Genomic DNA, 24694 nt, shown 5'->3' on the forward strand with positions numbered 1-24694 from the left:
CCAATCCGCGGTTGCCGCGACGCGCACCGTTCCCTACCTGTTCGTGCGTGACCGAAAGCCAACTAGCCGACCCGCCCTATCTCAAAGGGTTGAACCCCCCACAGCGCGAGGCGGTGCTGACCACCGACGGCCCCGTGCTGATGCTGGCCGGTGCGGGCACCGGCAAGACGGCGGCGCTGACCGCGCGGCTTGCCCATCTGCTGTTCACACGGAAGGCGTGGCCGAGCGAGATCCTGGCCGTCACCTTCACCAACCGCGCCGCGCGCGAGATGCGCGAGCGGGTCGGCCGGCTGGTCGGCGAAGCGGTGGAGGGAATGCCCTGGCTCGGCACCTTCCACGCGATCGGGGCGAAGATGCTGCGGCGGCATGCCGAGCTGGTCGGGTTGCAGTCGAACTTTACCATCCTTGATACCGACGACCAGTTGCGCCTGTTGAAGCAGCTGATTCTGGCGGCCGACATCGACGAGAAGCGTTTCCCCGCGCGCAGCCTCGCCGGGCTGATCGACGAGTGGAAGAACAAGGGGCTGACCCCGCGCGACATCGATGCGGGCGAGAGCGAGCGCTATGCCAACGGTCGCGGCGGCGAGCTGTACCAGCAATATCAGGACCGGCTGAAGGCGGTGAACGCCTGCGATTTTGGCGACCTGCTGCTCCACATGCTGGTCATCCTGAAGACCCATCGCGACGTGCTGGAACAGTATCAGCAGCGCTTCCGCTACATCATGGTCGACGAGTATCAGGATACCAACAGCGTCCAGTATCTCTGGCTGCGCCTGCTCGCGCAGGAACGGCGCAACATCGCCTGCGTCGGCGACGACGACCAGTCGATCTATTCGTGGCGTGGCGCGCAGGTGGAGAACATCCTGCGCTTCGAGAAGGATTTCCCGGGCGCCAAGGTGATCCGGCTGGAGCAGAACTACCGCTCCACCCCGCACATCCTGGGCGCGGCCGGCGGGGTGATCGCGCATAACAGCGGGCGCCTCGGCAAGACGCTGTGGACCGAATTGGACGTCGGCGACAAGGTCCGCGTGCTGGGCGTCTGGGACGGCCCCGAAGAGGCCCGGCGCGTCGGCGAGGAGATCGAGGCGGCGCAGCGGAGCGGCACCACGCTCGACCATATCGCCATCCTCGTCCGCGCCCAGCACCAGACCCGCGAGTTCGAGGACCGCTTCATCGCCATCGGCATGCCGTACCGCATCGTCGGCGGCGCGCGCTTCTACGAGCGGCTCGAGATCCGCGACGCCATCGCGTACCTGCGCGTGGTCAACCAGCCGTCGGACGACCTGGCGTTCGAGCGGATCGTCAACACGCCCAAACGCGGCCTGGGCGACAAGGCGCTGGCCAAGGTCCATCAGCTCGCCCGCGCCGGGGCCGTGCCGCTGACCATCGCGGCGGCGCGCATCCTCGACACCGACGAGCTGACCCCGCAGGCGCGGCGTTCGCTCGGCCGGCTGGTCGGCGACATCGCCCGCTGGCGCGACATGGCGAATACGCTGCCCCATGCCGAACTCGCCCGCCAGATCCTCGATGAGAGCGGCTACACCGCGATGTGGCAGGCCGAGAAGAGCGCCGAGGCGGCCGGCCGGCTCGAGAACCTGTCGGAACTGGTGCGCGCGATGGAGGAGTACGACTCGCTCGGCGCCTTCCTGGAGCATGTCAGCCTGGTGATGGAGCGAGACGGCGACGCGCGGCAGGCAGAGGTCACGATCATGACCATCCACGCCGCCAAGGGGCTGGAGTTCGACACCGTCTTCCTCGCCGGCTGGGAAGAAGGACTCTTCCCGTCACAACGTGCGATCGAAGAGGGCGGGACCAAGAGCCTGGAGGAGGAACGCCGCCTCGCCTATGTCGCGATCACGCGGGCGCGGCGGCGCGCGACGATCATCCACGCCGCCAATCGCCGCATCTATGGCCAGTGGACCTCGTCCATCCCCAGCCGCTTCGTCGGCGAGCTGCCGCCCGAGCATATCGAGAGCGAGACGACCATGTCGGGGGGCGAGAGCCTGTGGCGCGCCAACTGGTCCGAGCGTGCCGATCCTTTCGCCGACGTCGCGCGGGGCACCGGTCGCGGTCCCGGCTGGCAGCGGGCGGCCGGGCAGCTCGGTGCCTCCAGCTTCACCACCCAACCGAAGCGGATCGTCGAGGCACGGTCGAGCGCGGTCAGCCTGGGCAACAAGGGTCGCGACGACCTGTCGCTGGGCATGCGCGTCTTCCACCAGAAATTCGGCTATGGATCGATCGCCGAGATCGAGGGCAACAAGCTGGAGATCGATTTCGAGACGGCGGGTCGCAAGCGGGTGATGGACAGCTTCGTCACGATCGGATGATAGCGGCGGATGGCGGCGGACGGATGGGCGCGCGGATCTACTCCGCGCTCGCCACCTCCGCCACCTTCGCCCGATCCCGGCACAATTGCCGTAGCTGCCGTCGCAGGGTCGGCCCGGCCAGATGCGCGTTGACCGAGGCATAGCGCTCCCGCTCCAGCTGCCGGCGGATATCGTCCAGGCTGGTGCACGGCCCCTCGCGGGCCAGCTGGTACGCGCGCTCGACCGTGGACAGCGTGCGCGGGGGAAGATCGTCGGCGTCCATGCGGCCGCTCCTTCGCGAACAGGCGGTGACGCCGGCAGGGCGCCGCCATCGTCCGGCAAGCCTGGGATCGCAGGGCCGGCGACATCCCCGACTAGCACGATCGCAACCGATTGCCGCATGGTTTCGCAGCTGTTCCGATCCGCCGTTCAGCTGCCGTCCGGGTGGCCGGGCCTATCGCTTCGCCATCGCCCGATTCGCGGGCGGGAGGATCCGTTCATGCCAAGCCGCCTTCGCTCCCTCACCCTGATCGCCACGCTCTGCGCCACTGCCCTGGCAGGCGCGCCGGCCGCCGCGCAGACCAGCGCCGACGCCCGCTTCCGCGCCGCGCAGGAGCGGTTCGACCGCGAGTACGACCTCTACCGGCAGGAAGTGGACCGCTATCAGACCGCGCGCAGCGGCGGCGGCGCCTATCGCCAGGCGCCGGACCGCTACCCGGACGATCGCCGCTTCCAGGGCGGCTATGACGACAGCGGCAGCTACGACCCCGCGCGCGACTATCGCGATGGCGCGCAGTATCGCGAGCGCGTGCTGTCGACCGACGACCGCGTCTATGCCGGCTATGACGGCCGCTACTATTGCAAGCGCAGCGACGGCACGACCGGGCTGATCGTCGGTGGTGCGGCGGGTGGCCTGCTCGGCAACGTCATCGACGGGGGCCGCAGCCGTACCGTCGGCACGCTTCTCGGCGCCGCCGCCGGCGCACTCGCCGGCAAGGCGATCGACCAGAACCAGCAGCAGGTGCGCTGCCGCTGAGGCGACGCCGACGCAGTACGGGATCAAGCATGGAATAAAGCGCGAAAGCCGCGCGATTGAATATCGGGTCTGTCGTCGGCCGCGGCGGACGACAGACCTTTGACGGTTGATTTAAGGATCGCGGCGGACGATAGAGGGCGCGATCTTAGAAGCGTGGGTATGGCACGGCCAGCCCGGCGACCGTTCAGGAGAGACAGGCCATGACGTCCCCCATCCGCACCGAGCGCCACGGCGAGATCCTGGTGATCGTGTCCGATAACCAGCCGGTCAACGCACTGTCCGCCGCCGTCCGCCAGGGGCTGGAGGCCGCGATCAAGGAAGGGGTCGCCGATGCCTCGATCGAGGCGATGGTGATCCGCTGCGATGGTCGCACCTTCTTCGCCGGCGCCGACATCACCGAATTCACTAAGCCGCCGGTCGATCCGCTGCTGCCCCAGGTCGTCGACATGATCGAGGCGTCGGACAAGCCGGTCGTCGCCGCGATCCACGGCACCGCGCTCGGCGGCGGATGCGAGGTGGCGCTCGGCTGCCACTACCGCATCGCTGTCCCGTCGGCGAAGCTCGGTACGCCCGAGGTGAAGCTCGGCCTGCTGCCGGGCGCGGGCGGCACCCAGCGCCTGCCGCGCGTCGCCGGTATCAAGCTGGCGCTGGAGATGACCGCCAAGGGCGATCCGATCCCCGCGAAGCGGGCGCACGAGGCCGGGCTGGTCGACCGTCTGGCCGGTGAGGGCTCGCTGGAGGCAGAAGCGATCGCCTTCGCGCGTGAGGTGAAGGCCGCGCGCCCGATCCCGCGCGCCAGCGAGAAGCCCGTCGCCGACGATCCCGCCGCAGTCGAGACGTTCAAGCGCGAGAATGGCCGCCGCTTCCGCGGCTTCGACGCGCCGGCCGCCAACATCGCCTGCATCGAGAAAGCGGCCTCTGGCGCCAGCTTCGCCGATGGCATCACGTTCGAGCGGCAGGAATTCATGCGCCTGATGATGGGCGTCCAGTCCGCCGCGCAGCGCCACATCTTCTTCGCCGAGCGTCAGGCATCCAAGATCGACGACGTTCCCGCCGAAACCTCGCTGCGCGAGATCAAACGCGTCGGCGTGATCGGCGCGGGCACGATGGGCGGCGGCATTTCGATGAACTTCCTGTCGGCCGGCATCCCGGTGACGATCGTCGAGATGCAGCAGGACGCGCTCGACCGCGGCACCGGCACGATGCGCAAGAATTACGAGGCGACCGCCGCCAAGGGGCGCATGACCGCGACCCAGGTCGAGGCGGCGATGGGCGCCCTGACCCCCACGCTCAACTTCGACGACCTGGGCGAGTGCGACCTCATCATCGAGGCCGTCTACGAGAATATGGACGTGAAGAAGGACATCTTCACCCGCCTCGACAAGATCGCCAAGCCCGGTGCGATCCTGGCGTCGAACACCTCCTACCTCGATATCGACGAGATCGCCGCGGTGACGTCGCGCCCGCAGGACGTGGTCGGCATGCACTTCTTCTCGCCCGCCAACGTCATGAAGCTGCTGGAGGTCGTGCGCGGCGCCAAGACGGCGGGCGACGTGCTCGCGACCGTCATGGCGCTCGCCAAGAAGATCCGGAAGGTCGCGGTCGTCGCCGGCGTCACCTATGGCTTTATCGGCAACCGCATGCTGATCCCGCGCCAGACGGAGGCGACCAAGCTGCTGCTGGAAGGTGCCACGCCCGAGCAGATCGACCGTGTCCACGTCGCCTTCGGCATGCCGATGGGCCCGTTCCAGATGGCCGACCTGGCCGGTGTCGATATCGGCTGGCACCGCGACCCGACCCGGATCGAGAACATCCGCGATGCGCTGGCCGCCGAGAACCGCTGGGGCCAGAAGACCAAGGCCGGCTTCTACGATTACGACGACAAGCGCACCCCCTCGAACAGCGCCCGCGTCGCCGAGATCATCGACGAGTTCCGCAAACGCGAGGGCGTGACTCCGCGCGAGATCAGCGACGAGGAGATCGTCGCCCGCACGCTGTACACGATGGTCAACGAGGGCGCGCTGATCCTGGAAGAGGGGAAGGCGCAGCGCGCGTCGGATATCGATGTCGTGTGGATCTACGGTTACGGCTGGCCGGTCTATCGCGGCGGCCCGATGTTCTGGGCGCAGACCGAGGGGCTGGCCAAGGTTGTCGCCGGGCTGGAAGCGCATGGCTTCCCGGTCGCCAAGTCGCTGAAGGACGCGGTCGGCGCGGGCGGGCGGCTGAAGTAGGCCCAACCACTCCTCCCCTGCAAGGGGAGGTGGCAGGCCGCAGGCCTGACGGAGGGGTGTCCCCGCTGGTCAATCGCGGATCATCGCGACCGGCGACACCCCTCCACCAGCTTCGCTGGTCCCCCTCCCCTTGCAGGGGAGGATTTTGAGGAAGAGGACACCATGACCGACCTCGACACCTTCCGCACCGAAACCCGTACCTGGCTGGAGGCGAATTGCCCGCCCGAGATGCGGCAGCCGATCCGCTCCGAGAAGGACGTGTGCTGGGGCGGCCGCAGCTACGTCCCCACCTGTCCCGAGCAGAAACAGTGGCTCGACGCGATGGCGTCACGCGGCTGGACCGTCCCCGACTGGCCATCCGCCTATGGCGGCGGCGGCCTGTCGCCTGCCGAGACCAAGATCCTGCGCGAGGAGATGAAGGCGATCGGCGCCCGCTCCCCGCTCAACAGCTTCGGCATCTCGATGCTCGGACCTGCCCTGCTGAAATACGGCACGGAGGAGCAGAAGCTCGAACATCTGCCCCGGATCGCCCGCGGTGAGATCCGCTGGTGCCAGGGCTATTCGGAACCCAATGCCGGTTCCGACCTCGCGGGGCTTGCCACCGCCGCCGAGGACGGGGGCGACCACTACATCGTCACCGGCCAGAAGGTCTGGACCAGCTATGCCGACCAGGCCGACTGGATCTTCTGCCTGGTCCGCACCTCCAAGGAATCGAAGCAGGGCGGCATCAGCTTCGTCCTCTTCGACATGGCGTCCGAGGGTGTCTCGACCAAGCCGATCCTCCTCATCTCCGGCTACTCGCCCTTCTGCGAGACCTTCTTCGACCGGGTGAAGGTGCCCAAGGCCAACCGCGTCCATGACGAGAACAAGGGCTGGGACGTCGCCAAATATCTACTCGGTCACGAGCGTGAGATGATCTCGGGCATGGGCCTGGGCGAGGGTGGACGCGACACGCTGGTGTCGGGTGCGCTGGCCGCGATCGGCACCGACGACGCGGGCCGCCTCGCCGACCCGCTGCTGCGCGCCGACATGGCCCGCTTCCAGGTCCGTGCCCGCGCCTTCGCGGCGATGTCGGAGCGATTCATCGACGAGCTGAAGGCAGGCCGCGCCCACCCCGCCCAGCCCTCGATGATGAAATATTACGGCACCGAGCTGAACAAGGAGCGCCACGAACTCCAGATGGCCGGTGGTGGATCGGCAGCGCTGGAGTGGGAGAGCGAGGCCAGCCGCACCGGCGCCGCCCCCCGCGCCTGGCTGCGCACGAAGGCGAACTCGATCGAGGGCGGGACCAGCGAGATCCAGCTCAACATCATCGCCAAGCGGATTCTGGATTTGCCCTCCTAACCACCGCCGTCGCCCCTGCGAAGGCAGGGGCCTCTCCGTTAAATGGCACCCTCCTCGCCGCAGAAGACCCTGGCCTACGCCGGGGTGACGAGGAGGGTCAAAGGGATCCCGCCGATGCCCCTCTACCTCACCGAAGACCAGACCGCCCTTCAGGACACGATCCGCGACTTCGTCGCCGAACAGGCTCCGGTCGCCCATCTTCGCGCACTGCGTGATGCCGATGACCCGACCGGCTTCAGCCGCGACCTGTGGCGGCAGTTCGCAGACATGGGTTTCACCGGCATCCTGATCGGCGAGGATCATGGCGGCCTGGGCCTCGGCCATGTCGAGGCGGGTCTGGTGCTGGAGGAGATCGGCCGCAACCTGTCGCCCTCGCCCTTCCTCACCACCGCCGTCGCCGCGGTCGCCGCGCTGCGGAACACCCCGCACGCTGACCGCTGGTTCCCCGGCATCGTCGCCGGCGAAACCGTCGCAGCGATCGCGATCGACGAGGCGGCCAAGCACCGCGACGCCGTTGCGCTGAAGGCGGAACGCGCCGGCAACGGCTTCCGCCTGTCCGGCACCAAGCGCTTCGTCGCCCATGCCCATGTCGCCGACCTGTTGATCGTCGCCGCGCGCACCGCCGGCGGCGCGAGCGACCGCGACGGCGTCACGCTGTTCGCCGTCCCGCGCGACGCCGCCGGGCTCGAAATCCGGCCGGAACGGCTCGCCGACGCCAGCCTCGCCGCGCATCTGAACTTCGACGACGTCGCGGTCGACGCCGACGCGGTGATCGGCGAGGTCGATGCCGGCCGCACGTCCCTCGACCGCCTGCTTCGCGCCGGCCGCACCGGTGTCGCGGCCGAGCTGCTCGGCGTCGGCGGCGGGTCGATGGCGATGACCATGTCCTACCTGAAGGAGCGCAAGCAGTTCGGCGTTCCGATCGGCAGCTTCCAGGCGCTCCAGCACCGCGCGGCGCATCTCTACAGCGAGATGGAGGTCGCCCGCGCCGCGGTCCTGAAGGCGCAACAGCTGCTCGACGCCGACAGCGACGCCGCCGATGAGGCGGTTTCCGTCGCCAAGGCCATGGCAGCGATGGCGACCACCCTGTCGGTCAACGAGGGCGTGCAGATGCACGGCGGCATCGGCATGACCGACGAGTATGACATCGGCTTCTACATGAAGCGCGCCCGAACGCTCGCCGAGCTGTGGGGCGACGCCAACTACCATGCCGATCGCCTTGCCGTCGCAGCCGGCTATTGAGCCGCCCCCGCCCCGCGCGTAGGCCGGCGCCATGGACCTGAACACGCCCCCCGATGCGACACCGGACCAGCTCGTCGCCGGCCTCGTCACGCTGCTCGACGTCGAGGAGATCGACACCGACCTGTTCCGTGGGGGGCGCCAGCCCGGTGGCGAGGGTCGGGTGTTCGGCGGGCAGGTCATCGCCCAGGGCCTCCAGGCCGCGCAGCGCTCGACCGAGGGGGGCAAGGTCGCCCACTCGCTCCACGCCTATTTCATGCGGCCCGGCGACGAGAACTACCCGATCGTCTACCGCGTCGTTCGCGATTTCGAGGGGCGCAGCTTCGCCACCCGCCGCGTCATCGCCATGCAGCGCGGCAAGCCGATCCTCAACATGGCATGTTCGTTCCAGGAGCCGGAAGACGGCTTCGCGCATCAGGACGGCATGCCCGACGTGCCCCCGCCCGAGGATCTGGCCAGCGAGGCCGAATTTCGCCGTGCGATGGCCGACCGGATGCCGGAGCGGCAACGCCGCGTCCTGCTCCGCCCTCGCCCATTCGAACTGCGCCCCGTCACCCCGCACGACTGGATCGATCCGAAGCCGGGCGAGCCGGTCAACCATGTCTGGTTCCGCCTTTCCGCCGCGATCGGCGACGATCCGGCGCTGCACCGCGCGATGCTCGCCTATGCATCGGACATGGGGCTGCTCGGCACCGGCATGATCCCGCACGGCGTCGGCTGGATGAGCCCCGGCATGCAGGTCGCCAGCCTCGACCACTCGTTGTGGCTGCACGAGCCGTTCCGCGCCGACGACTGGCTGCTCTATACGATGGACAGCCCCTGGGCGGGCCATGGCCGCGATTTCAACCGTGGCCGCGTCTTCACCCGCGACGGGCGGCTGGTCGCCAATGTGGCGCAGGAAGGACTGATCCGCCGGCGCGGATGAACGCTCCTGCTACCCCGCCAGCATTGCCTGTGCGGTCTGGGTGGCCTTGCGCGTATTCTCCGCCAGCTTCTTCACTTCGCTCGCGACGACCGAGAAGCCGCGCCCCGCATCACCTGCGCGTGCCGCCTCGATCGTGGCGTTGAGCGCCAGCAGATTGGTCTGGGCGGCGATCGCCGAGATCGTGTCGACGATCATGCCCAGCTGGTCCAGTACCTCGTCGGCTCGCGCGCGCCGCGCGTCCGCCTCGGCGCGCAGCTTCTGGCTTTCGACCAGCCGGTCCGCGAGCACCGCCTCCAGCAATACCTGCTGGGTGATGTCGGTGGCGAACTTGACGACCTTGAACGGCGTACCCGATGCATCGAGGATCGGCGTATAGGTCGCCTGCAACCACCGCGTCGTTCCGTCGGCCGCCCGCCGCTGGAACCGTCCGGCGGCATGCTCTCCCCGGCACAATCGTCGCCAGAACGCGGCATAGTGATTGGATGCCGCCTCCTCGCCGGTACAGAAGATCGCGTGCGGCTGACCGATCAGCGCGTCGCGGCGATAGCCGAACAGCGCGAGGAATGCATCGTTGGCGGCGACTACGCGCCGGTCCATATCGAATTCGATGACCGCCTGCGACCGGTCGATCGCGGCGTGGCGCGCAGCCGACTCCTCCTCGGCGACGCGGCGCAGAGTGACGTCGGATGCGACCTTCAGGATGCGCGTCGGTTGGCCATGCTCGTCCAGGATCGGGTTGTAGCTGGCCTGCAACCACACCGTCCGGCCGTCGCGCGCCCGGCGTCGATACGCGCCCGCATCGAAGTGACCGGTGGAAAGTCCGGCCCAGAAACGCTGATACTCGTTCGAGCTGGCATAGACCGGATCGCAGAAGATGCGGTGATGCTGGCCGACCAGCTCGGCCAGTTCATACCCCATGGCCTGAAGAAAGAGCGTGTTGGCCCAGACCACGCATCCGCTCAGGTCGAACTCGACCATCAGCTGCGACCGCTCCATCGCACGCCACAGGGCGCCCTCGCGACACCAGTCGTTGATGACAGGCAGGATCTCCATCCATCGATCCTTGGACCAACAAGGCTAAATAACTGCTAACCTTTTCAAAATACTTATAATCCACCTCGGAGCAGGTCGTCAGGCCGCGGTCCTGCCAAACTCCTGCCGCGTGACCGGGTGGCTCGACGACAGGCCGCCATCGGCGGCAAGCGCCTGGCCGTTGACGTAGCTGGCATCGTCGGACGCCAGGAACAGCGCGACCCGCGCCAGCTCCTCCGGCTGTGCACCCCGGCCGAGCGGATTGAGCCGTCCGACCCGGTCGATCTTGCCGACCGCGCGGGCATGGTCGAACACCGGCGCGGTCATTCCCGTCTCGGTCAGGCCGGGCAGCAGCGCGTTGACCCGTACCCCGGACCCGGTCAGCTGCTGCGCGGATAGCTGCGCCAGGTTGATGACCCCTGCCTTGGACGCAGAATAGGCCGGCGACCCCGCGCCCGATCGCAGCCCGGCGACGCTCGCGGTCAGCACGATCGCCCCGCCGCCCCGCTCCGCAATCCGGGGCGCGGCGTGCTTGATCGCCAGGAACGGCCCGATCAGGTTGACGCGCAACACTTCGGTGATGAGCGCGACGTCGGTGTCGAACAGGTTCGCCATCCCGCCCGAGATGCCGGCATTGGCGAACATCACGTCCAGCCCGCCATGGGCCGATATCGCCAGTTCGACGGTGCGGATCACGTCTTCTTCCGATCCCGCATCCATCCGGATCGCGCGCGCCGCCGATCCGATCGCGGCGGCGGTCGCCTCTGCCCCGTCGGTCAGGTCGGCGCAAATTACCCGCGCGCCCTCTTCGGCAAAGGCGATGGCGGCGGCGCGGCCGATGCCGGAGCCTGCGCCCGTGACGATCACCGACTTGCCCTGAAACCGGTTCATGCCCCTGCCCTCTCTGCGAAATACCATGCCGCATCGGCCAGCGACCCGACCCGCGCCGCCGTTTCCGCCGCCTTGGCGCTGGCGGCATTGCCGTCGATGATCCGCTTCTTGATACCCTGGACGATGCCGGTCAGCCGAAAGAGATTATAGGCGAAATACCAGTCGAGCTGCGGCACCCCATCGCGCCCCGTCGCGGCGCAGTAGCGGGCGACCACCTCCTCGATCGTCGGGATGCCGGTGTCCGGCCCGGCCAGCCCCTTCACCCCCGACCGCCCCTCGGGCTCGGTCACCCAGTTCATCAGCAGGTACGAGAAATCGGCGAGCGGATCGCCCAGCGTCGACAATTCCCAGTCGAGCACCGCCACCACCCGCGCCTCGCCCGCGGCATAGATCATGTTGTCGACGCGGTAGTCGCCGTGCACGATCGACACCCGCGTCTGCGGCGGCAGCGTGCGCGGCAGCCAGTCGATCAGCCGCTCGACCGGCTCCATCCGCTCGGTCTCGGAAGCACGATACTGCTTCGTCCAGCGCGCCACCTGCCGCTCGAAATAATTGCCCGGCCGGCCGTAATCCTCCAGCCCGGCCGCGACGTGGTCGGTGTTGTGCAGCGCCGCCAGCGTGTCGATCATCGCGTCATAGTGCGCGCGCCGCTCGGCCGGGACCATGCCCGGCATCGCGCCGTCCCAGATCGTCCGCCCCGCGACCATCTCCATGACGTAGAAGGGCGCGCCGATCACCCCGGCATCCTCGCACAGCCCGAACGGTCGCGGCACCGGAAAGCCGGTCGGGTGCAGCCCGGCGATCACGCGGTACTCGCGCTCGACCGCGTGCGCAGAGGGCAGGATCGGTCCGAACGGCTTGCGCCGCAGCACGTAGGACCGCGCCGGCGTGTCGAGCCGATAGGTCGGGTTCGACTGCCCGCCGGCAAACCGGACATAGGCGAGCGGCCCGGCATAGCCCGGGACATCCGCCGCCATCCACGCATCCAGCGCGGCGAGGTCGAGGCGGTCCTTGTCGGCGACCGCGACCGTATCGTCGCTCATGACCACGAAGAGGACCTCACCGTCCCGCCACCTCGCTCCGCGCGTCCGGATACTTCCCGAACTCCGCCCGCGCGATCGCGCGGTTGTGGACCTCGTCCGGGCCGTCGGCGAAGCGCAGGGTGCGGACGTGCGCCCACTCGAACGCCAGCGGAAAATCCTGGCTCACGCCACCACCGCCATGCGCCTGGATCGCGTCGTCCAGGATCTGCAACGCCATGGTCGGCGCCTGCACCTTTATCATCGCGATCTCCAGCTGCGCCGCCTTGTTGCCCGCCTTGTCCATCATGTCGGCGGCCTTCAGGCACAGAAGGCGCGTCATCTCGATGTCGATCCGAGCGCGGGCGATCCGCTGCTCCCAGACGCTGTGGTCGGCGATCCGCTTGCCGAAGGCGACGCGGCTCAGCAGCCGCTGGGCCATCGCCTCGATCCCGGCCTCGGCCACGCCGATCGTCCGCATGCAGTGGTGGATGCGCCCCGGCCCCAGCCGCCCCTGCGCGATCTCGAACCCGCGGCCTTCGCCCAGCAGCATGTTCTCCACGGGGATGCGGACATTATCCAGCACCACCTCGCCATGCCCGTGCGGCGCATGGTCATAGCCATAGACCGACAGCATCCGCTCCACCCGCACGCCGGGCGTTCCCAGGTCGAGGATCAGCATCGACTGCTGCTGGTGCCTGGAACCTTCGAAACTGGTCTTGCCCATCAGGATGGCGACCTTGCAGCGCGGATCGCCGACCCCGCTCGACCACCATTTGCGCCCGTTGACGACATAATGGTCGCCGTCCCGCACCATCGATGTCTGGATGTTCGTCGCGTCGGAAGAGGCGACCGCCGGCTCGGTCATCAGGAAGGCCGATCGGATCTGCCCCTCCATCAGCGGGCGCAGCCAGCGCTCCTTCTGCGCCAGCGTGCCGTAGCGGTGGAACACCTCCATGTTGCCGGTGTCGGGCGCCGAGCAGTTGAAGCACTCGCTCGCCCAGGCGATCCGCCCCATCTCCTCGGCGCACAGCGCATATTCCAGGTTGGTCAGCTGCTCGCCCTGGAACGCGAACTCGTCGTCGACATGCGCCCGGCCGGACCGCGGCGGCATGAACAGGTTCCACAGGCCCGCCTCCCGCGCCTTCGCCTTGACCTCCTCGATCACCGGGATCACCTTCCACCGCTCGCCCTCGTGGTTCTGGCGGTGATAGTCGGGGACACGCGGCCGAATCTCGCGTTCGATGAACGCCTTCACCCGGTCGCGGAAATGCGTCTCGCGGTCGTTCAGCGTGAAGTCCATCGCCCAGCCTCTCCAATGTTTGGCAGACTGCTTAGACCGTACCGGTTTTTCGGTAAAGCCAGTGATCGCGCTCCTTCAACAAACGCACTGTACCTTCAAAAAGAAGCTGGTACACCGATGCGATGGAAGCCGGGGACGAACCGATCAGCGGAGAGGGTGCAGCAGGTACGCGCCGGTTCAGGGCCAAGCGCGACGCGATCCTCGCCGCCGCCGCCAGCGCGATCAACGAACAGTCGGCAAAGGGCATGACCTTCGCCGACGTCGCCCGCCGCGTCGGGCTGAACACCACCAGCGTCACCTATTATTTCCGCCGCAAGGAAGACCTCGCCGCCGCCGCGTTCGAGAATACGCTGGAGCAGCTGACGGCCATGCTCGAAGCGGCGCTGGTCGAGCCCACCCCGCAGGCCCGCGTCGCGCGCTTCCTGTCGCTCAACATGGCGCGCCTGTCGCGCATAGCCGCGGGCGAGCAGAGCGATTTCGCCGTCCTGTCCGACCTGCGCGCGACCGAGGACCCGATCAAGACGCGCCTGATGGCCGGCTGGCAGCGCGTGTTCCGCACCACCCGCGCGCTATGGGGCGATCCGGCGACCCGCGCGCAAAAGGATCTGAACAGCGCCCGCGCCCATGTCCTGCTCGAAAACACCTTCTGGCTGACGGTATGGATCGCGCGCTACGATCCCGACCAGTACGACCGGGTAGAGGCGCGGCTGATGGACGTGCTCGCGCACGGTATCGCCGCACCGGGCGCCCGGTGGTCACCCGCGCTCCTCGACCTCAGCCATGACGAGGCGGAGCCGGGGCGCGCCGCCTTCCTGCTCGCGGCCACCCGGCTCATCAACGCGCTGGGCTATCGCGGCGCCTCGGTCCAGCGGATCGCGTCGGAGCTGAACGTGACCAAGGGCAGCTTCTACCACCATCTCGATGCCAAGGACGAGCTGGTGCTCGCCTGCTACCGCCGCAGTTTCGAGACGATCTCGGCCGCGCAGGGCACCGCCGACGCGGGGGGCGGCAGCCACTGGCATCGCCTGTCGAGCACCATCGCGACCCTGCTCGACGTCCAGTTCGCCGAGGCCGCGCCGCTCCTTCGCACCACCGCGCTCAGCGGCCTGCCCGCCGGCGAGCGCGAGGCGATGGTGGACCGCTCCAACCGCATCGCCCGCCGTTATGCCGGCACGATCATGGACGGGGTGGCGGAGGGCTCGTGCCGCCCGGTCGACGCGCTGATCGCCGCGCAGGCACTCACCTCGCTCCAGAATGCCGCGTTCGACATGCGCAAATGGGCCGGCACCATGGACCGCGACCGCGCAGTGGCGATGTACGCATCGACGCTGCTGTTCGGCATGTTCGACGACCAGATGGCTGCCCTCTAAGCTCCAAGCTCCTCCCCTGAAAGGGGAGGTGGCATGGCGCAGCCATGACGGAGGGGTGTCTCCCCCTACGACGGCCCGCTCCCTCACGACCCGTGACACCCCTCCGTCAGGCTGACGCCTGTCACCTCCCCTTCCAGGGGAGGATTGCAAAACGGCCCGCCAGCTGCCCTAAACCACGGGCATGACCATCACCTACCGCAGCTATCTTCGCCTCCCCGAGCTGCTCGCCTGCCAGACGCCCTTGTCGGAGGCGCATGACGAGCTGCTGTTCATCTCGATCCACCAGGCGTCGGAGATCTGGCTGAAGCTGTGCCTGCACGAGCTGTTCGCCGCACGCGACCGGATCGCCGCCGACGACCTGCCGCCCGCCTTCAAGATGATGGCCCGCGTCGCGCGCATCATGGCGCAGCTGATCCAGTCGTGGGAAATCCTGGCGACCATGACTCCCGCCGACTATTCCGCGATGCGCGGGCGGCTCGGCACCAGCTCGGGCTTCCAGTCCGATCAGTATCGCCGCATCGAGTTCCTGCTCGGCAACAAGAACCCCGCCATGCTCCGCCCGCACGAGGGCGAGCCGGCCGTCCATGCCACCCTGTCCGCCGACCTCGCCGCCCCCGGCCTCTACGACGCGGTGCTGCGGCTCCTTGCCCGCCGCGGCTTCGCGATCCCCGCCGACCATGTCGAACGCGACTTCGCCCAGCCCTATGCCCCGCACCCCGCGGTCGAGGCGGCTTGGGCAGCGATCTACGCCGATACCGCGCGTTACTGGGACCTCTACGAGCTGGCCGAGAAGCTGGTCGACCTCGACTACCGCGTCCAGCTCTGGCGCTTCGGCCATCTGAAGACGGTCGAGCGGGTGATCGGCTTCAAGACCGGCACCGGCGGCACCGCCGGCATCGGCTATCTCGCCAAGGTGCTGGAGACGCCCTTCTTCCCCGAACTCGCGACTATGCGGACGCGGTTGTAGGGGCAGCCCCCCCTAAGTCCCGCCACCCCGGCGGAGGGATGCGCACAAACGGGCGACAGCCCCCCTCCCACCCGTTAGACCCCGCCACCATGCCGCGCTTCGACCATCGTGCCGTCCCGATCGTCCTCGTCGCGGTGGCGATCGACGCGATCGGGTTCGGCATCGTGATGCCGGTGCTGCCCGCGCTCATCACCCGGCTGGGTCATGCCGATCTGCAGCATGCGACGCGGATCGGCGGCTGGCTGCTCGCCGCGTTCGCCGTGGCGCAGTTCTTCGCCGGACCGGTGCTCGGCCAGTTCGGCGACCGGTTCGGCCGGCGGCCGGTACTGATCGCGTCGATGGCCGCGTTCGCGCTCGACTATGCGCTGATGGCGTTCGCGCCGACCCTCGCCTGGCTGTTCGTCGGCCGCGTCGTCGCGGGCATCGCCGGTGCCACCTATGGCCCGGCCGGCGCGGTGATCGCCGACGTCAGCCCGCCGGAGCGGCGCGCCGCCGCCTTCGGCCTGCTCGGCGCCGGCTTCGGCATCGGCTTCATCGTCGGCCCGGCGCTGGGCGGCATCGCCGCCGGTTTCGGCACCCATGCGCCCTTCATCGTCGCGGCCGTGCTGGCGGCACTCAACGCGCTGGCGATGATCCTCTTCCTGCCCGAGACGCTGGACGCCGCCCATCGCCGCCCGTTCCGCTGGCGGGAGGCGCATGTCGTCGGCTCGTTCCGGCCGCTCTTCGCCGCGGGCAACGCGCTGCCGCTGCTCGTCGCCTGGTTCCTGTGGCAGCTGGGCAGCATGGTCTATCCCGCGACCTGGTCGTTCTGGACGACGATCCGCTTCGGCTGGACACCGGGGCAGATCGGCTGGTCGCTGGCCTGGGTCGGCCTGGTCACCGTCGTCGCGCAGGTCGGGCTGACCGACCGCGTCGTCCGCCGCTTCGGCGAGTTCGGCGCCGCCGCCATCGCGCTCGCCGCGAGCGCCGCCTGCCTGGTCGCCTGCGCCTTCGCGACGGCGGGATGGCAGGTCTACGTCTTCTTCCTGGTCGGCGCGCTCGGCGCCTTCGCCTATCCGGCGCTGTCGGGACTGGCGAGCCGCATGGTCGATGCCGGGCGGCAGGGCGCGCTGCAGGGCGGCCTCGCCAGCATCAACGCGGTCGCCGAGATCATCGGTCCGATCCTCGCCGCACAGGCGCTGGCATTCGGTACCGGCCGCGGCTTTCCGGGCGCTGCTTTCCTCGTCGCCGGGGCGCTCGTCGCCACCGCCGGCATCCTCATCCTCGGCGCCGCGCACCGGCTTCCCGCGTCAAAGGACACCGCATCATGATCGACCTCCACTATTGGCCGACCCCCAACGGCCACAAGATCACCCTCTTCCTCGAAGAGGCGGACGTCCCTTACCAGATCCGCACCGTCAACATCGCCCGTGGCGAGCAGTTCGCGCCCGACTTCCTCGCCATCGCGCCCAACAACCGCATGCCCGCGATCGTCGACCACGATCCCGCCGGCGGCGGCGCGCCGGTCAGCGTGTTCGAGAGCGGCGCGATCCTGCTCTACCTCGCCGAGAAGACCGGCTGCTTCCTGCCCGCCGACCTGCGCGGTCGGGTGGCGGTGACCGAATGGCTGATGTGGCAGATGGGCGGGCTTGACCCCATGCTCGGCCAGAACCACCATTTCACCCGCTACGCACCCGAACCGGTGCCCTATGCGATCGACCGCTACGTCCGCGAGACGGCACGGCTCTACGGCGTGCTCGACCGGCGACTGGAAGGTCGCGATTTCATCGCCGGCGACTATTCGATCGCCGATATGGCCTGTTATCCCTGGATCGTCCCGCACGCGCTTCAGGGGCAGGATCTGGCCGACTTCCCTAACCTCGCCCGCTGGTTCGCCCGCATCGCCGCGCGCCCCGCTACGGTCGAGGCGTACCGCAAGGGCCAGGCGATCACCGACGCGACGGTGATCGACGAGGACGAGGCCAAGCGCGTCCTGTTCGGTCAGCAGGGCCCGCGCGCATGAGCGGCCTGCCCGCGCTGATCGCCGCGCTGGTTCCGGCCAGCGACGGCGCGCTCTCCGTCGCCATCCCCGACAACTGGTTGCAGGGCCGCACCTGCTATGGCGGCCTGTCCGCCGCACTCGCGCTCCATGCCGCCAAGCGGGTCGCCCCCGATCTGCCGCCACTCCGTTCGGCGCAGGTCGCCTTTGTGGGGCCGCTGTCCGGCACGGTCAGGGTCCGCGCCCGCCTGCTCCGCCGGGGCCGCAACGCCGCCTTCGTCCACGCCGCGATCGAGAGCGAGGCGGGGCTCGGCCTGTCGGCGACCTTCGTCTTCATGCGCGTTGCCGACTCACACATCGATCACGCCGTCGCCGCGCCCGCGCCGGTGCCCGCGCCCGGTTCCGGCGATGTGGTGACCGGCGGCCTGCCGGCGGTGGCCTTCACCCAGAACTTCGAGTTCGTCGATCATCCCGCCGCACCAGCCGAGTGGCTACGCTGGGTCCGCCTGACCGATCGCGCCGGCCTGGACCCGGAGGTCGAGCTGATGGCGATCGGCGATTGCCTGCCCCCCGCCGCGCTGAAACTCGCCGACAGGCTGATCCCGCTCAGTTCGCTGACCTGGCAGCTCGATCTGCTCGCTGCGGCACCCGTAAGCGCGGACGGCTGGTGGCTGCTCCAGGCCACCACCGACCACGCCCGCCACGGCGGATCGAGCCAGCGCATGGCGATCTGGAACGCCGCGGGCGACCCCGTCGCCGCGCAGATGCAGAGCGTCGCGCTGTTCGGCTGATGCGACGACGTCACCCCGGCGTCCGGCTGGGGTGACGCACCCTGACACGCTTTGCGACACAATTCCTGCTCGCCGACACAGGCGCGAGACGAAGCACCGCCACATCCATCAGGCTCGACGCGGGGATCGCCCCTGCCGGCCGGAGATGCCCCGATGGAACCCTTCACCCTGATCCTCGCCGCAGTCCTCGCCCAGACCAGCGCGGACACCGCACCCCCACCCCCGCCGCCGCCGGCGATGGGCGCCGACCGGAATGGCGACGGCATCGTCACCCGCGCCGAGTACATGGCCCGCTTCGACCGGATGGACACCAATCACGACGGCATCCTGACCCGTGAGGAGCGCCGCGCCGCCATGCCGCACCGGGGTGAAGGCCCGCGCGGTCGCGACCGCCGTGGCGACGATCGCCGGGACGATCGGCGCGGCGACGACGAAGGTCCCGCCCGCTGATCGCGCTGGGCACGTCCCCGGCTTCCCTCGCGAGGCGACCATGCTAGAGCCCGACGGGATGGGAGATCTGCCGCACCTGCTTCTGGTCGACGACGAGCGTTCGATCCGCGAGCCGCTCGCCGTCTATCTGACCAAGCAGGGTTTCCGCGTCACCCAGGCCGGCGACGCGGAGGGTGCGCGCGCGCGCCTCGCCGCCTATGCCATCGACCTCGCCATCGTCGACATCATGATGCCGGGCGAGGACGGGCTCAGCCTTTGCCGGCACATCGCTGCGACCAGCGACGTGCCCGTCATCCTCTTGACCGCCAAGACGGAGGAGACCGACCGCATCGTCGGCCTGGAGATGGGCGCCGACGACTATGTCGTGAAGCCCTTCTCCCCGCGCGAGCTGGCGACCCGCGTCAAGGTGGTACTGCGCCGCACCCAGGCGGGCGGCGCGCGCCAGCACGCACCGGAGGCCGGCTCCTACGCCTTTGCCGGCTGGGTGCTGAAATCGGGCGAGCGCGCGCTGGTCGATCGCGAGGGCGTGTCGGTGCCGCTGTCGACCGGCGAGTACAACCTGCTCCTCGCGCTCGTCACCCGCCCGCGCCAGGTGCTGACCCGCGACCAGCTGCTCGACCTGACGCAAGGGCGCGAGGCTGCGGCGTTCGACCGCGCGATCGACAATCAGGTCAGCCGCCTGCGTCGCAAGATCGAGACCGACCCCAAGAACCCGGAAATCATCAAAACGGTCTGGGGCGGCGGCTACACGCTGGCGACCGGCGTCACCCGCCTGTGAGTGTCTGTTTGAAAATGCGCCGAAGCGCATTTTGCGGTGCCGGCCAGCAACGGGTCGATCATGCCCCCGGCATGATCGACCCGTTGCTGGCCGGCACCGCCTTGAAATTCGCGCTCCAGCGAATTTTCAAACAGACTCCGACACCGCAGCCATGACCCTGCGTCGCCCCTGGCCGCACAGCCTCGCCGGGCAGATGGCACTGCTGATCGCGCTCGCCCTGTTCGTCGCGCAGGTCATCAACTTCGCCCTCATCCTGCGCGACCGCAACGAGTTCCGCCTTGCCCAGGCGACCCGCCCCGTCGCGATCCGCATCGCCGACGCGCTGGAGCGGGAGGCGCGCGGCGACCGCCCGATCGTCGCCGAGTGGGGCCGCATCCGCCGCTATCCCACCGACCCCGTCGCCCCCGCCGGCACCGAGCGCCATCCCGAAGTCGCCAGCGAACTCCGCCGCCAGCTCGCCGAACAGGGCGTCCAGGCCGGCCGCATCGACACCGGCCTGCGCACCTTTCCCGACGACGGCGATCGGGCCGAGCGACGCGATCTGCGCCGCCGCGGCGAGCACCCCGCCGACCAGCTGATGATCGCGGTCGAGCAGCCGGGACGTGGCTGGCTGACCATCGTCGTGCCCTGGCCCAGGGCGGGGGCGCGCCTGCTCTGGGCGCTGCTGTTCCAGACGCTGATCCTCTACGTCGTCGTGCTGTTGCCCGTGCTGTGGATCGTTCGCCGCCTGTCGCGCCCGCTGCGCGACCTGCGCCTCGCCGCCGAGCGGTTCGGTCCCGGCGACACGGCGGCGGCGCTGCCGACCAGCGGCCCGGACGACGTCGCCGCGCTGATCGCCGCCTTCAATGCGCTCCGCCTGCGGGTGGCGGCGATGCTCGACGAGAAGGACCGGATGCTGGGCGCGATCGGTCACGACCTGCGCACGCCCCTCGCCGCGCTCCGCGTCCGCGTCGAATCGGTCGAGGACGAGACCGATCGCCTGCGCATGGTCGACACCATTGCCGAGATGAACCGCACGCTCGATGACATCCTGTCGCTCGCCCGCCTGGGCCGCCCCAGCGAGCCGGTGACCGAGGTCGATCTGGCAGCGCTGGTCGATGCCGTGGTCGAGGATTTCCGCGACCTCGACGCGCCCGTGACCTTCGTCGAGGCGGAGCGGCTGCGCATGCGCCTGCGCCCCGCCCTGATCCGCCGCGCGGTGCGCAACCTGATCGAGAATGCGGTCAAGTATGGCGAGGTCGCCGAGGTCCACATCGCCACCGCCCCCGCATCGGTCGCGATCACGGTCGCCGACCGCGGCCCCGGCATCCCGCCGGATCGCCTTGCCGAGGTGTTCGACCCCTTTACCCGCCTCGAAACCTCCCGCAACCGCGAGACCGGCGGCATCGGCCTGGGCCTCGCCCTCGCCCGCGCCATCGTGCAGGAGGCCGGCGGCGACATCGCCCTGGCGAACCGCCCAGAAGGCGGGCTGGCCGCCACGATCACCTTGCCCCGCTAGGCTCATCCTTCCCTGCAGAAGCGGTAGTGGAGCGATGTCCCCGGTCGCGACGGCACCGTTCTGATACCCCTCCGTCAGTGCTGCGCACTGCCACCTCCCCTTGCAGGGGGGACTTAAGCGGCCCTACCCCTCCGACGATTGCCGCACGATCAGCCGCGTCGGCAGGATCAGCGGCTCCACTGCCTCGCCATTGATCTGCGCCAGCAGCACCTCGACCAGCTTGCGGCCGGCGATCGCGGCGTCCTGCGTCACCGTGGTCAGCGGCGGGTTGGCGAGCGCCGCCGCCGGTATGTCGTCGAAGCCCACGACCGCCACGGCGTCGGGCACCGCGATCCGCTGCTCCGCCAGCACCCGCATCGCCGCCAGCGCGATCAGGTCGCTCGCGGCGACGATCGCGTCGAACGGCGCCCCCCGTGCCAGCAGCTCCCGCGCCGCCCGTATCCCGTCGTCGGTCGTCGAGATCGCATCGACCTGCAAAACCGGGTCCGCCGGCATCCCCGCCGCCGCCAGCGCCTCGCGATAGCCCCGGCAGCGGTCGTGGAACTCGGGGTAATTCTCACCCGACTGGCCCAGGAACGCGATCCGCCGCCGCCCGCGCGCCAGCAGCAGCTCGGTCGCCGAGCGCCCGCCCGCGACATTGTCGCAGCCGATCGTCACGCCCGGCTGCGCCGGCTGCACCTGACCCCAGCAGACGAAGTGCGTCCCCTGCGCCGCCATCGCCTCCAGCCGCGGGCGATATTCGGCATAGTCGCCATAGCCGAGCAGGATCAGCCCGTCGGCGCGCGCATGGTCGGAATAGTCCGCGTCCCACTCGCTCGACGGCTGCTGGAACGACACCAGCAGGTCGTATCCCGCCGCCCCGCAGGTCGCCATCATCGACCCCAGCATGGCCAGAAAGAAGGGATTGATGAGCGTCTCGTCCGGGGTCGGATCGCGGAACAGCAGCAGCGCGATCGTCCGCGACCGGCCCGATCGCAGGTTCGATGCGGCACGGTCGACGGTATAGTGCAGCTCGCGCGCGATCGCCTCGATCCGCTGCCGGGTCGCTGCGCTGACGGTGGGGCTGCCGCGCAGCGCGCGCGAAACGGTCGGCTGCGACACGCCCGCCAGCTGCGCGATGTCGAACGATGTCGCCCTGCGCTGACCTGTCACGGAAGGGGGCCGATCACCTTGGTCATTCCTCTGACAGACCGTTCATGGACGGGCGTGCGCAACCACAGCCGATATCGCCGCTCGCGTCAACGGCTGCTGGAATACGTATTCGAGCGCCACAGCTTGACCCGCTCCGCCACGCGGACGAAAACCTTTGCAATCGCGAGGAACATCGCGCCCGAACAGAGAGGATCGTCCATGTCGACCCGTCACGTTCTTGCCCCCATCCTCGCTGTCGGAACCCTCGCCGGCAGCGCCGTCGCCTTCGCGCAGGACCCCGCCCCTGCCGGCACCGGCGCGCAGGAGATCATCCGTCCGCAGCCGGTCGCCACCGCCCCCGACGCCACCCTCGCCTCACCCGACGGCTCGATCGTGGTCAAGGTGACGACCGATACCGACGGTCGCCCGGTCTATACCGTGACCCGCAAGGGCGAACTGATCGTCGCCCCCTCGCGCCTCGGCTTCCTCTTCACCGACCAGCCCAAGATCGAGCGGAACATGCGCGTCGTCGCCGTCACTCGCGACAAGGGCGACACCAGCTGGACCCAGCCCTGGGGCGAATGGCGCCGCATCCGCGACAACCACACCAGCATGCGCGTCCGTCTGATGGAAACAAGCGCGCTGAAGCGGACGATGGACGTCGTCTTCCAGCTGCAGGACGATGGCGTCGGCTTCCGGTACGAGGTGCCGGACCAGCCCAACCTCCACACCGCCAACATCGCCGACGAGCTGACCGAGTTCAACATCGCCTCGGACGGAGAGGCGTGGTGGAAGCCCGCCTTCAAGTTCAACCGCGAAGAATATCTCTACCAGCGCACGCCCATCTCCGGCACCGGCACCGTCGCCACGCCGATCACGATGAAGCTCGCCAGCGGCACCCATGTGACGATCCATGAAGCAGCGCTGGTCGACTATGCCGGCATGAACCTGAGGAAGGCAGAGGGACAACAGTTCGCCGCCGTCCTCACGCCCGGCGCCGGCCGGCCCAAGGTGGTCAAGCAGGGCAGCTGGACCACCCCGTGGCGCACCCTGCTGATCGCCGACAACGCCGGCGGCCTCTACATGAGCCACCTGATGCTCAACCTGAACGAGCCGAACAAGCTGGGTGACGTCTCCTCCTGGGTGAAGCCGGGCAAGTTCGTCGGCGTCTGGTGGAACATGATTACCGGCAAGTGGAGCTGGGCGCGCGGCCCGCAGCACGGCGCGACCACCCAGCATGTGAAGCAGTATATCGACTTTGCCAGCGCCAACAAAATCCCCGGCGTACTGGTCGAGGGGTGGAATATCGGCTGGGACGGCGACTGGTTCGGCAACGGCAACGCGATGAACTTCTCGCAGCCGACCGAGGATTTCGACGCCGCCGAGCTGCAACGCTATGCCAAGGCGAAGAAGGTCTATCTGATCGGCCACCACGAAACAGGCGGCTCGGCCAGCCATTACGAGGACCAGTTCGACAGCGCGTTCAGGTACGCGGTCGACCACGGCATCCCCGCGGTCAAGACCGGCTATGTCACCGACGCCGGCCAGATCGAGCGGGTCGACCCCGACGGCACCCGTTCGCGCGAGTGGCACGAGGGGCAGTGGATGGTCGGCCACTATCTCCGCGTCGTCCAGGCGGCGGCGAAATATCACGTCTCGATCGACACGCACGAACCGGTCAAGGACACCGGGCTCCGCCGCACCTGGCCCAACTGGATCGCGCGCGAGGGTTCGCGCGGGATGGAATATAACAGCTGGGAGGGGAAGAACCCGCCCGAGCATGAGGCGAATCTGGCCTTCACCCGCATGCTCGAGGGGCCGATGGATTTCACTCCCGGCATCCTCAGCCTGAAGGGGTCGAACGACAGCGACATCCTGTCGACGATCGCCAAGCAGCTGGCGCTCTACGTCGTTCTCTACTCGCCCGTGGTGATGGCGGCCGACACGCCCGAGCATTACGCGGAGTATCCCGGCCCGCTGAAGTTCATCCGCGACGTGCCGACCGACTGGGACGACACGCTGGTCCTGAACGGAGAAGTCGGCGATTACGTCACCTTCGCGCGCAAGGTCAGGAACGGCCGCGACTGGTATATCGGCAGCATCACCGACGAGAACCCGCGCGACCTGACGGTCACGCTCGACTTCCTCGATCCGGGCCGCACCTACACCGCCGAGATCTACCGCGACGGCCCCGGCGCCCGCTACGACACCGCCGCACAGCACCAGATCGCGATCGAGACGCGCAGGGTGAAGAAGGGCGACCAGATGGTCCTGTCCCTTGCCCCCGGCGGCGGCCAGGCGATCCGGCTGAAGGCGGCGTAAGCCCAGTCGTCTCCCCTCCCTGCCGGGGAGGGGAGCCTGTCCCCCATCCGTCACCCCAGCGCGGATTGGGGTGACGGATGGGG

21 protein-coding genes are annotated in these 24694 nt (G+C 69.0%); 15 read left to right on the forward strand and 6 right to left on the reverse strand.

Annotation, left to right across the window (positions count from 1 at the left end):
- Positions 1-47 precede the first annotated feature (47 nt).
- The gene (locus Q5H91_RS04915) at positions 48-2327 is read left to right on the forward strand and encodes an ATP-dependent helicase (protein ID WP_305172101.1); all 2280 of its coding nucleotides are present in this window, start codon (positions 48-50) and stop codon (positions 2325-2327) included.
- Between the two features lie 37 nt (positions 2328-2364).
- Here the strand turns inward: Q5H91_RS04915 and Q5H91_RS04920 are convergent, their stop codons facing one another.
- A complete protein-coding gene (locus Q5H91_RS04920; protein ID WP_305172102.1) occupies positions 2365-2589 on the reverse strand; it encodes a hypothetical protein in 225 nt (74 codons plus the stop codon).
- A 216-nt stretch (positions 2590-2805) separates the two neighbouring features.
- Between Q5H91_RS04920 and Q5H91_RS04925 the strand changes: the two genes are divergently transcribed.
- From Q5H91_RS04925 to Q5H91_RS04945, 5 genes are all read left to right on the forward strand, one after another.
- On the forward strand, positions 2806-3342 hold the full coding sequence (locus tag Q5H91_RS04925; RefSeq protein ID WP_305172103.1) for a glycine zipper 2TM domain-containing protein: 537 nt from the start codon (positions 2806-2808) through the stop codon (positions 3340-3342).
- A 200-nt stretch (positions 3343-3542) separates the two neighbouring features.
- A complete protein-coding gene (locus Q5H91_RS04930) occupies positions 3543-5573 on the forward strand; it encodes a 3-hydroxyacyl-CoA dehydrogenase NAD-binding domain-containing protein (RefSeq protein WP_305172104.1) in 2031 nt (676 codons plus the stop codon).
- Between the two features lie 162 nt (positions 5574-5735).
- On the forward strand, positions 5736-6917 hold the full coding sequence (locus Q5H91_RS04935) for an acyl-CoA dehydrogenase family protein (protein WP_305172105.1): 1182 nt from the start codon (positions 5736-5738) through the stop codon (positions 6915-6917).
- Positions 6918-7031: 114 nt separating this feature from the next.
- Positions 7032-8159 (forward strand): acyl-CoA dehydrogenase family protein, encoded by a 1128-nt coding sequence (locus tag Q5H91_RS04940; protein ID WP_305172106.1) that lies wholly within the window; start codon positions 7032-7034, stop codon positions 8157-8159.
- 31 nt (positions 8160-8190) lie between these two features.
- Positions 8191-9081 (forward strand): acyl-CoA thioesterase, encoded by an 891-nt coding sequence (locus tag Q5H91_RS04945; protein WP_305172107.1) that lies wholly within the window; start codon positions 8191-8193, stop codon positions 9079-9081.
- Positions 9082-9090: 9 nt separating this feature from the next.
- On the opposite strand, the gene Q5H91_RS16520 is transcribed toward Q5H91_RS04945, so the two are convergent.
- The 4 genes from Q5H91_RS16520 to Q5H91_RS04970 all read right to left on the reverse strand — a co-directional run bounded on the left by Q5H91_RS16520 (position 9091) and on the right by Q5H91_RS04970 (position 13326).
- Positions 9091-10134 carry a methyl-accepting chemotaxis protein gene (locus Q5H91_RS16520; RefSeq protein ID WP_370655217.1) on the reverse strand — a complete coding sequence of 348 codons (1044 nt, stop codon included), beginning with the start codon at positions 10132-10134 and terminating at the stop codon, positions 9091-9093.
- A gap of 78 nt (positions 10135-10212) precedes the next feature.
- The gene (locus tag Q5H91_RS04960; RefSeq protein ID WP_305172108.1) at positions 10213-11004 is read right to left on the reverse strand and encodes an SDR family NAD(P)-dependent oxidoreductase; all 792 of its coding nucleotides are present in this window, start codon (positions 11002-11004) and stop codon (positions 10213-10215) included.
- Entirely contained in the window at positions 11001-12047 is a 1047-nt protein-coding gene (locus Q5H91_RS04965) for a phosphotransferase family protein (RefSeq protein ID WP_305172109.1), read from the reverse strand. Before Q5H91_RS04965 ends, Q5H91_RS04960 begins: the two co-directional genes overlap by 4 nt.
- A gap of 16 nt (positions 12048-12063) precedes the next feature.
- Positions 12064-13326, reverse strand: a complete 1263-nt coding sequence (locus tag Q5H91_RS04970) for an acyl-CoA dehydrogenase family protein (RefSeq protein WP_305172110.1) — start codon at positions 13324-13326, stop codon at positions 12064-12066.
- 122 nt (positions 13327-13448) lie between these two features.
- Here Q5H91_RS04970 and Q5H91_RS04975 point away from each other — a divergent pair, with 122 nt between their 5' ends.
- The 8 genes from Q5H91_RS04975 to Q5H91_RS05010 all read left to right on the forward strand — a co-directional run bounded on the left by Q5H91_RS04975 (position 13449) and on the right by Q5H91_RS05010 (position 21158).
- Complete coding sequence (locus tag Q5H91_RS04975; RefSeq protein ID WP_305172111.1) at positions 13449-14696, forward strand: TetR/AcrR family transcriptional regulator; 1248 nt, start codon at positions 13449-13451, stop codon at positions 14694-14696.
- A 181-nt stretch (positions 14697-14877) separates the two neighbouring features.
- On the forward strand, positions 14878-15663 hold the full coding sequence (locus tag Q5H91_RS04980) for a tryptophan 2,3-dioxygenase (RefSeq protein WP_305172112.1): 786 nt from the start codon (positions 14878-14880) through the stop codon (positions 15661-15663).
- A gap of 89 nt (positions 15664-15752) precedes the next feature.
- A complete protein-coding gene (locus Q5H91_RS04985) occupies positions 15753-16973 on the forward strand; it encodes an MFS transporter (RefSeq protein ID WP_305172113.1) in 1221 nt (406 codons plus the stop codon).
- A complete protein-coding gene (locus Q5H91_RS04990; protein WP_305172115.1) occupies positions 16970-17665 on the forward strand; it encodes a glutathione binding-like protein in 696 nt (231 codons plus the stop codon). The genes Q5H91_RS04985 and Q5H91_RS04990 overlap by 4 nt, the downstream gene beginning before the upstream one ends.
- A complete protein-coding gene (locus tag Q5H91_RS04995; protein ID WP_305172116.1) occupies positions 17662-18432 on the forward strand; it encodes an acyl-CoA thioesterase domain-containing protein in 771 nt (256 codons plus the stop codon). The genes Q5H91_RS04990 and Q5H91_RS04995 overlap by 4 nt, the downstream gene beginning before the upstream one ends.
- A 153-nt stretch (positions 18433-18585) precedes the next feature.
- Entirely contained in the window at positions 18586-18882 is a 297-nt protein-coding gene (locus Q5H91_RS05000; RefSeq protein ID WP_305172117.1) for a hypothetical protein, read from the forward strand.
- A 58-nt stretch (positions 18883-18940) separates the two neighbouring features.
- Positions 18941-19660, forward strand: a complete 720-nt coding sequence (locus Q5H91_RS05005; RefSeq protein ID WP_305172394.1) for a response regulator — start codon at positions 18941-18943, stop codon at positions 19658-19660.
- Between the two features lie 151 nt (positions 19661-19811).
- Positions 19812-21158: a sensor histidine kinase gene (locus Q5H91_RS05010; RefSeq protein WP_305172118.1), complete on the forward strand. Its 1347-nt coding sequence runs from the start codon at positions 19812-19814 to the stop codon at positions 21156-21158.
- A gap of 123 nt (positions 21159-21281) precedes the next feature.
- Here Q5H91_RS05010 and Q5H91_RS05015 read toward each other — a convergent pair whose 3' ends face one another.
- Positions 21282-22310, reverse strand: a complete 1029-nt coding sequence (locus tag Q5H91_RS05015) for a LacI family DNA-binding transcriptional regulator (RefSeq protein ID WP_305172119.1) — start codon at positions 22308-22310, stop codon at positions 21282-21284.
- Positions 22311-22508: 198 nt separating this feature from the next.
- Here Q5H91_RS05015 and Q5H91_RS05020 point away from each other — a divergent pair, with 198 nt between their 5' ends.
- A complete protein-coding gene (locus Q5H91_RS05020; protein ID WP_305172120.1) occupies positions 22509-24611 on the forward strand; it encodes a glycoside hydrolase family 97 protein in 2103 nt (700 codons plus the stop codon).
- Positions 24612-24694 lie beyond the last annotated feature (83 nt).

The organism is Sphingomonas aurea (assembly GCF_030678875.1).
Lineage (GTDB): Bacteria > Pseudomonadota > Alphaproteobacteria > Sphingomonadales > Sphingomonadaceae > Sphingomonas > Sphingomonas aurea.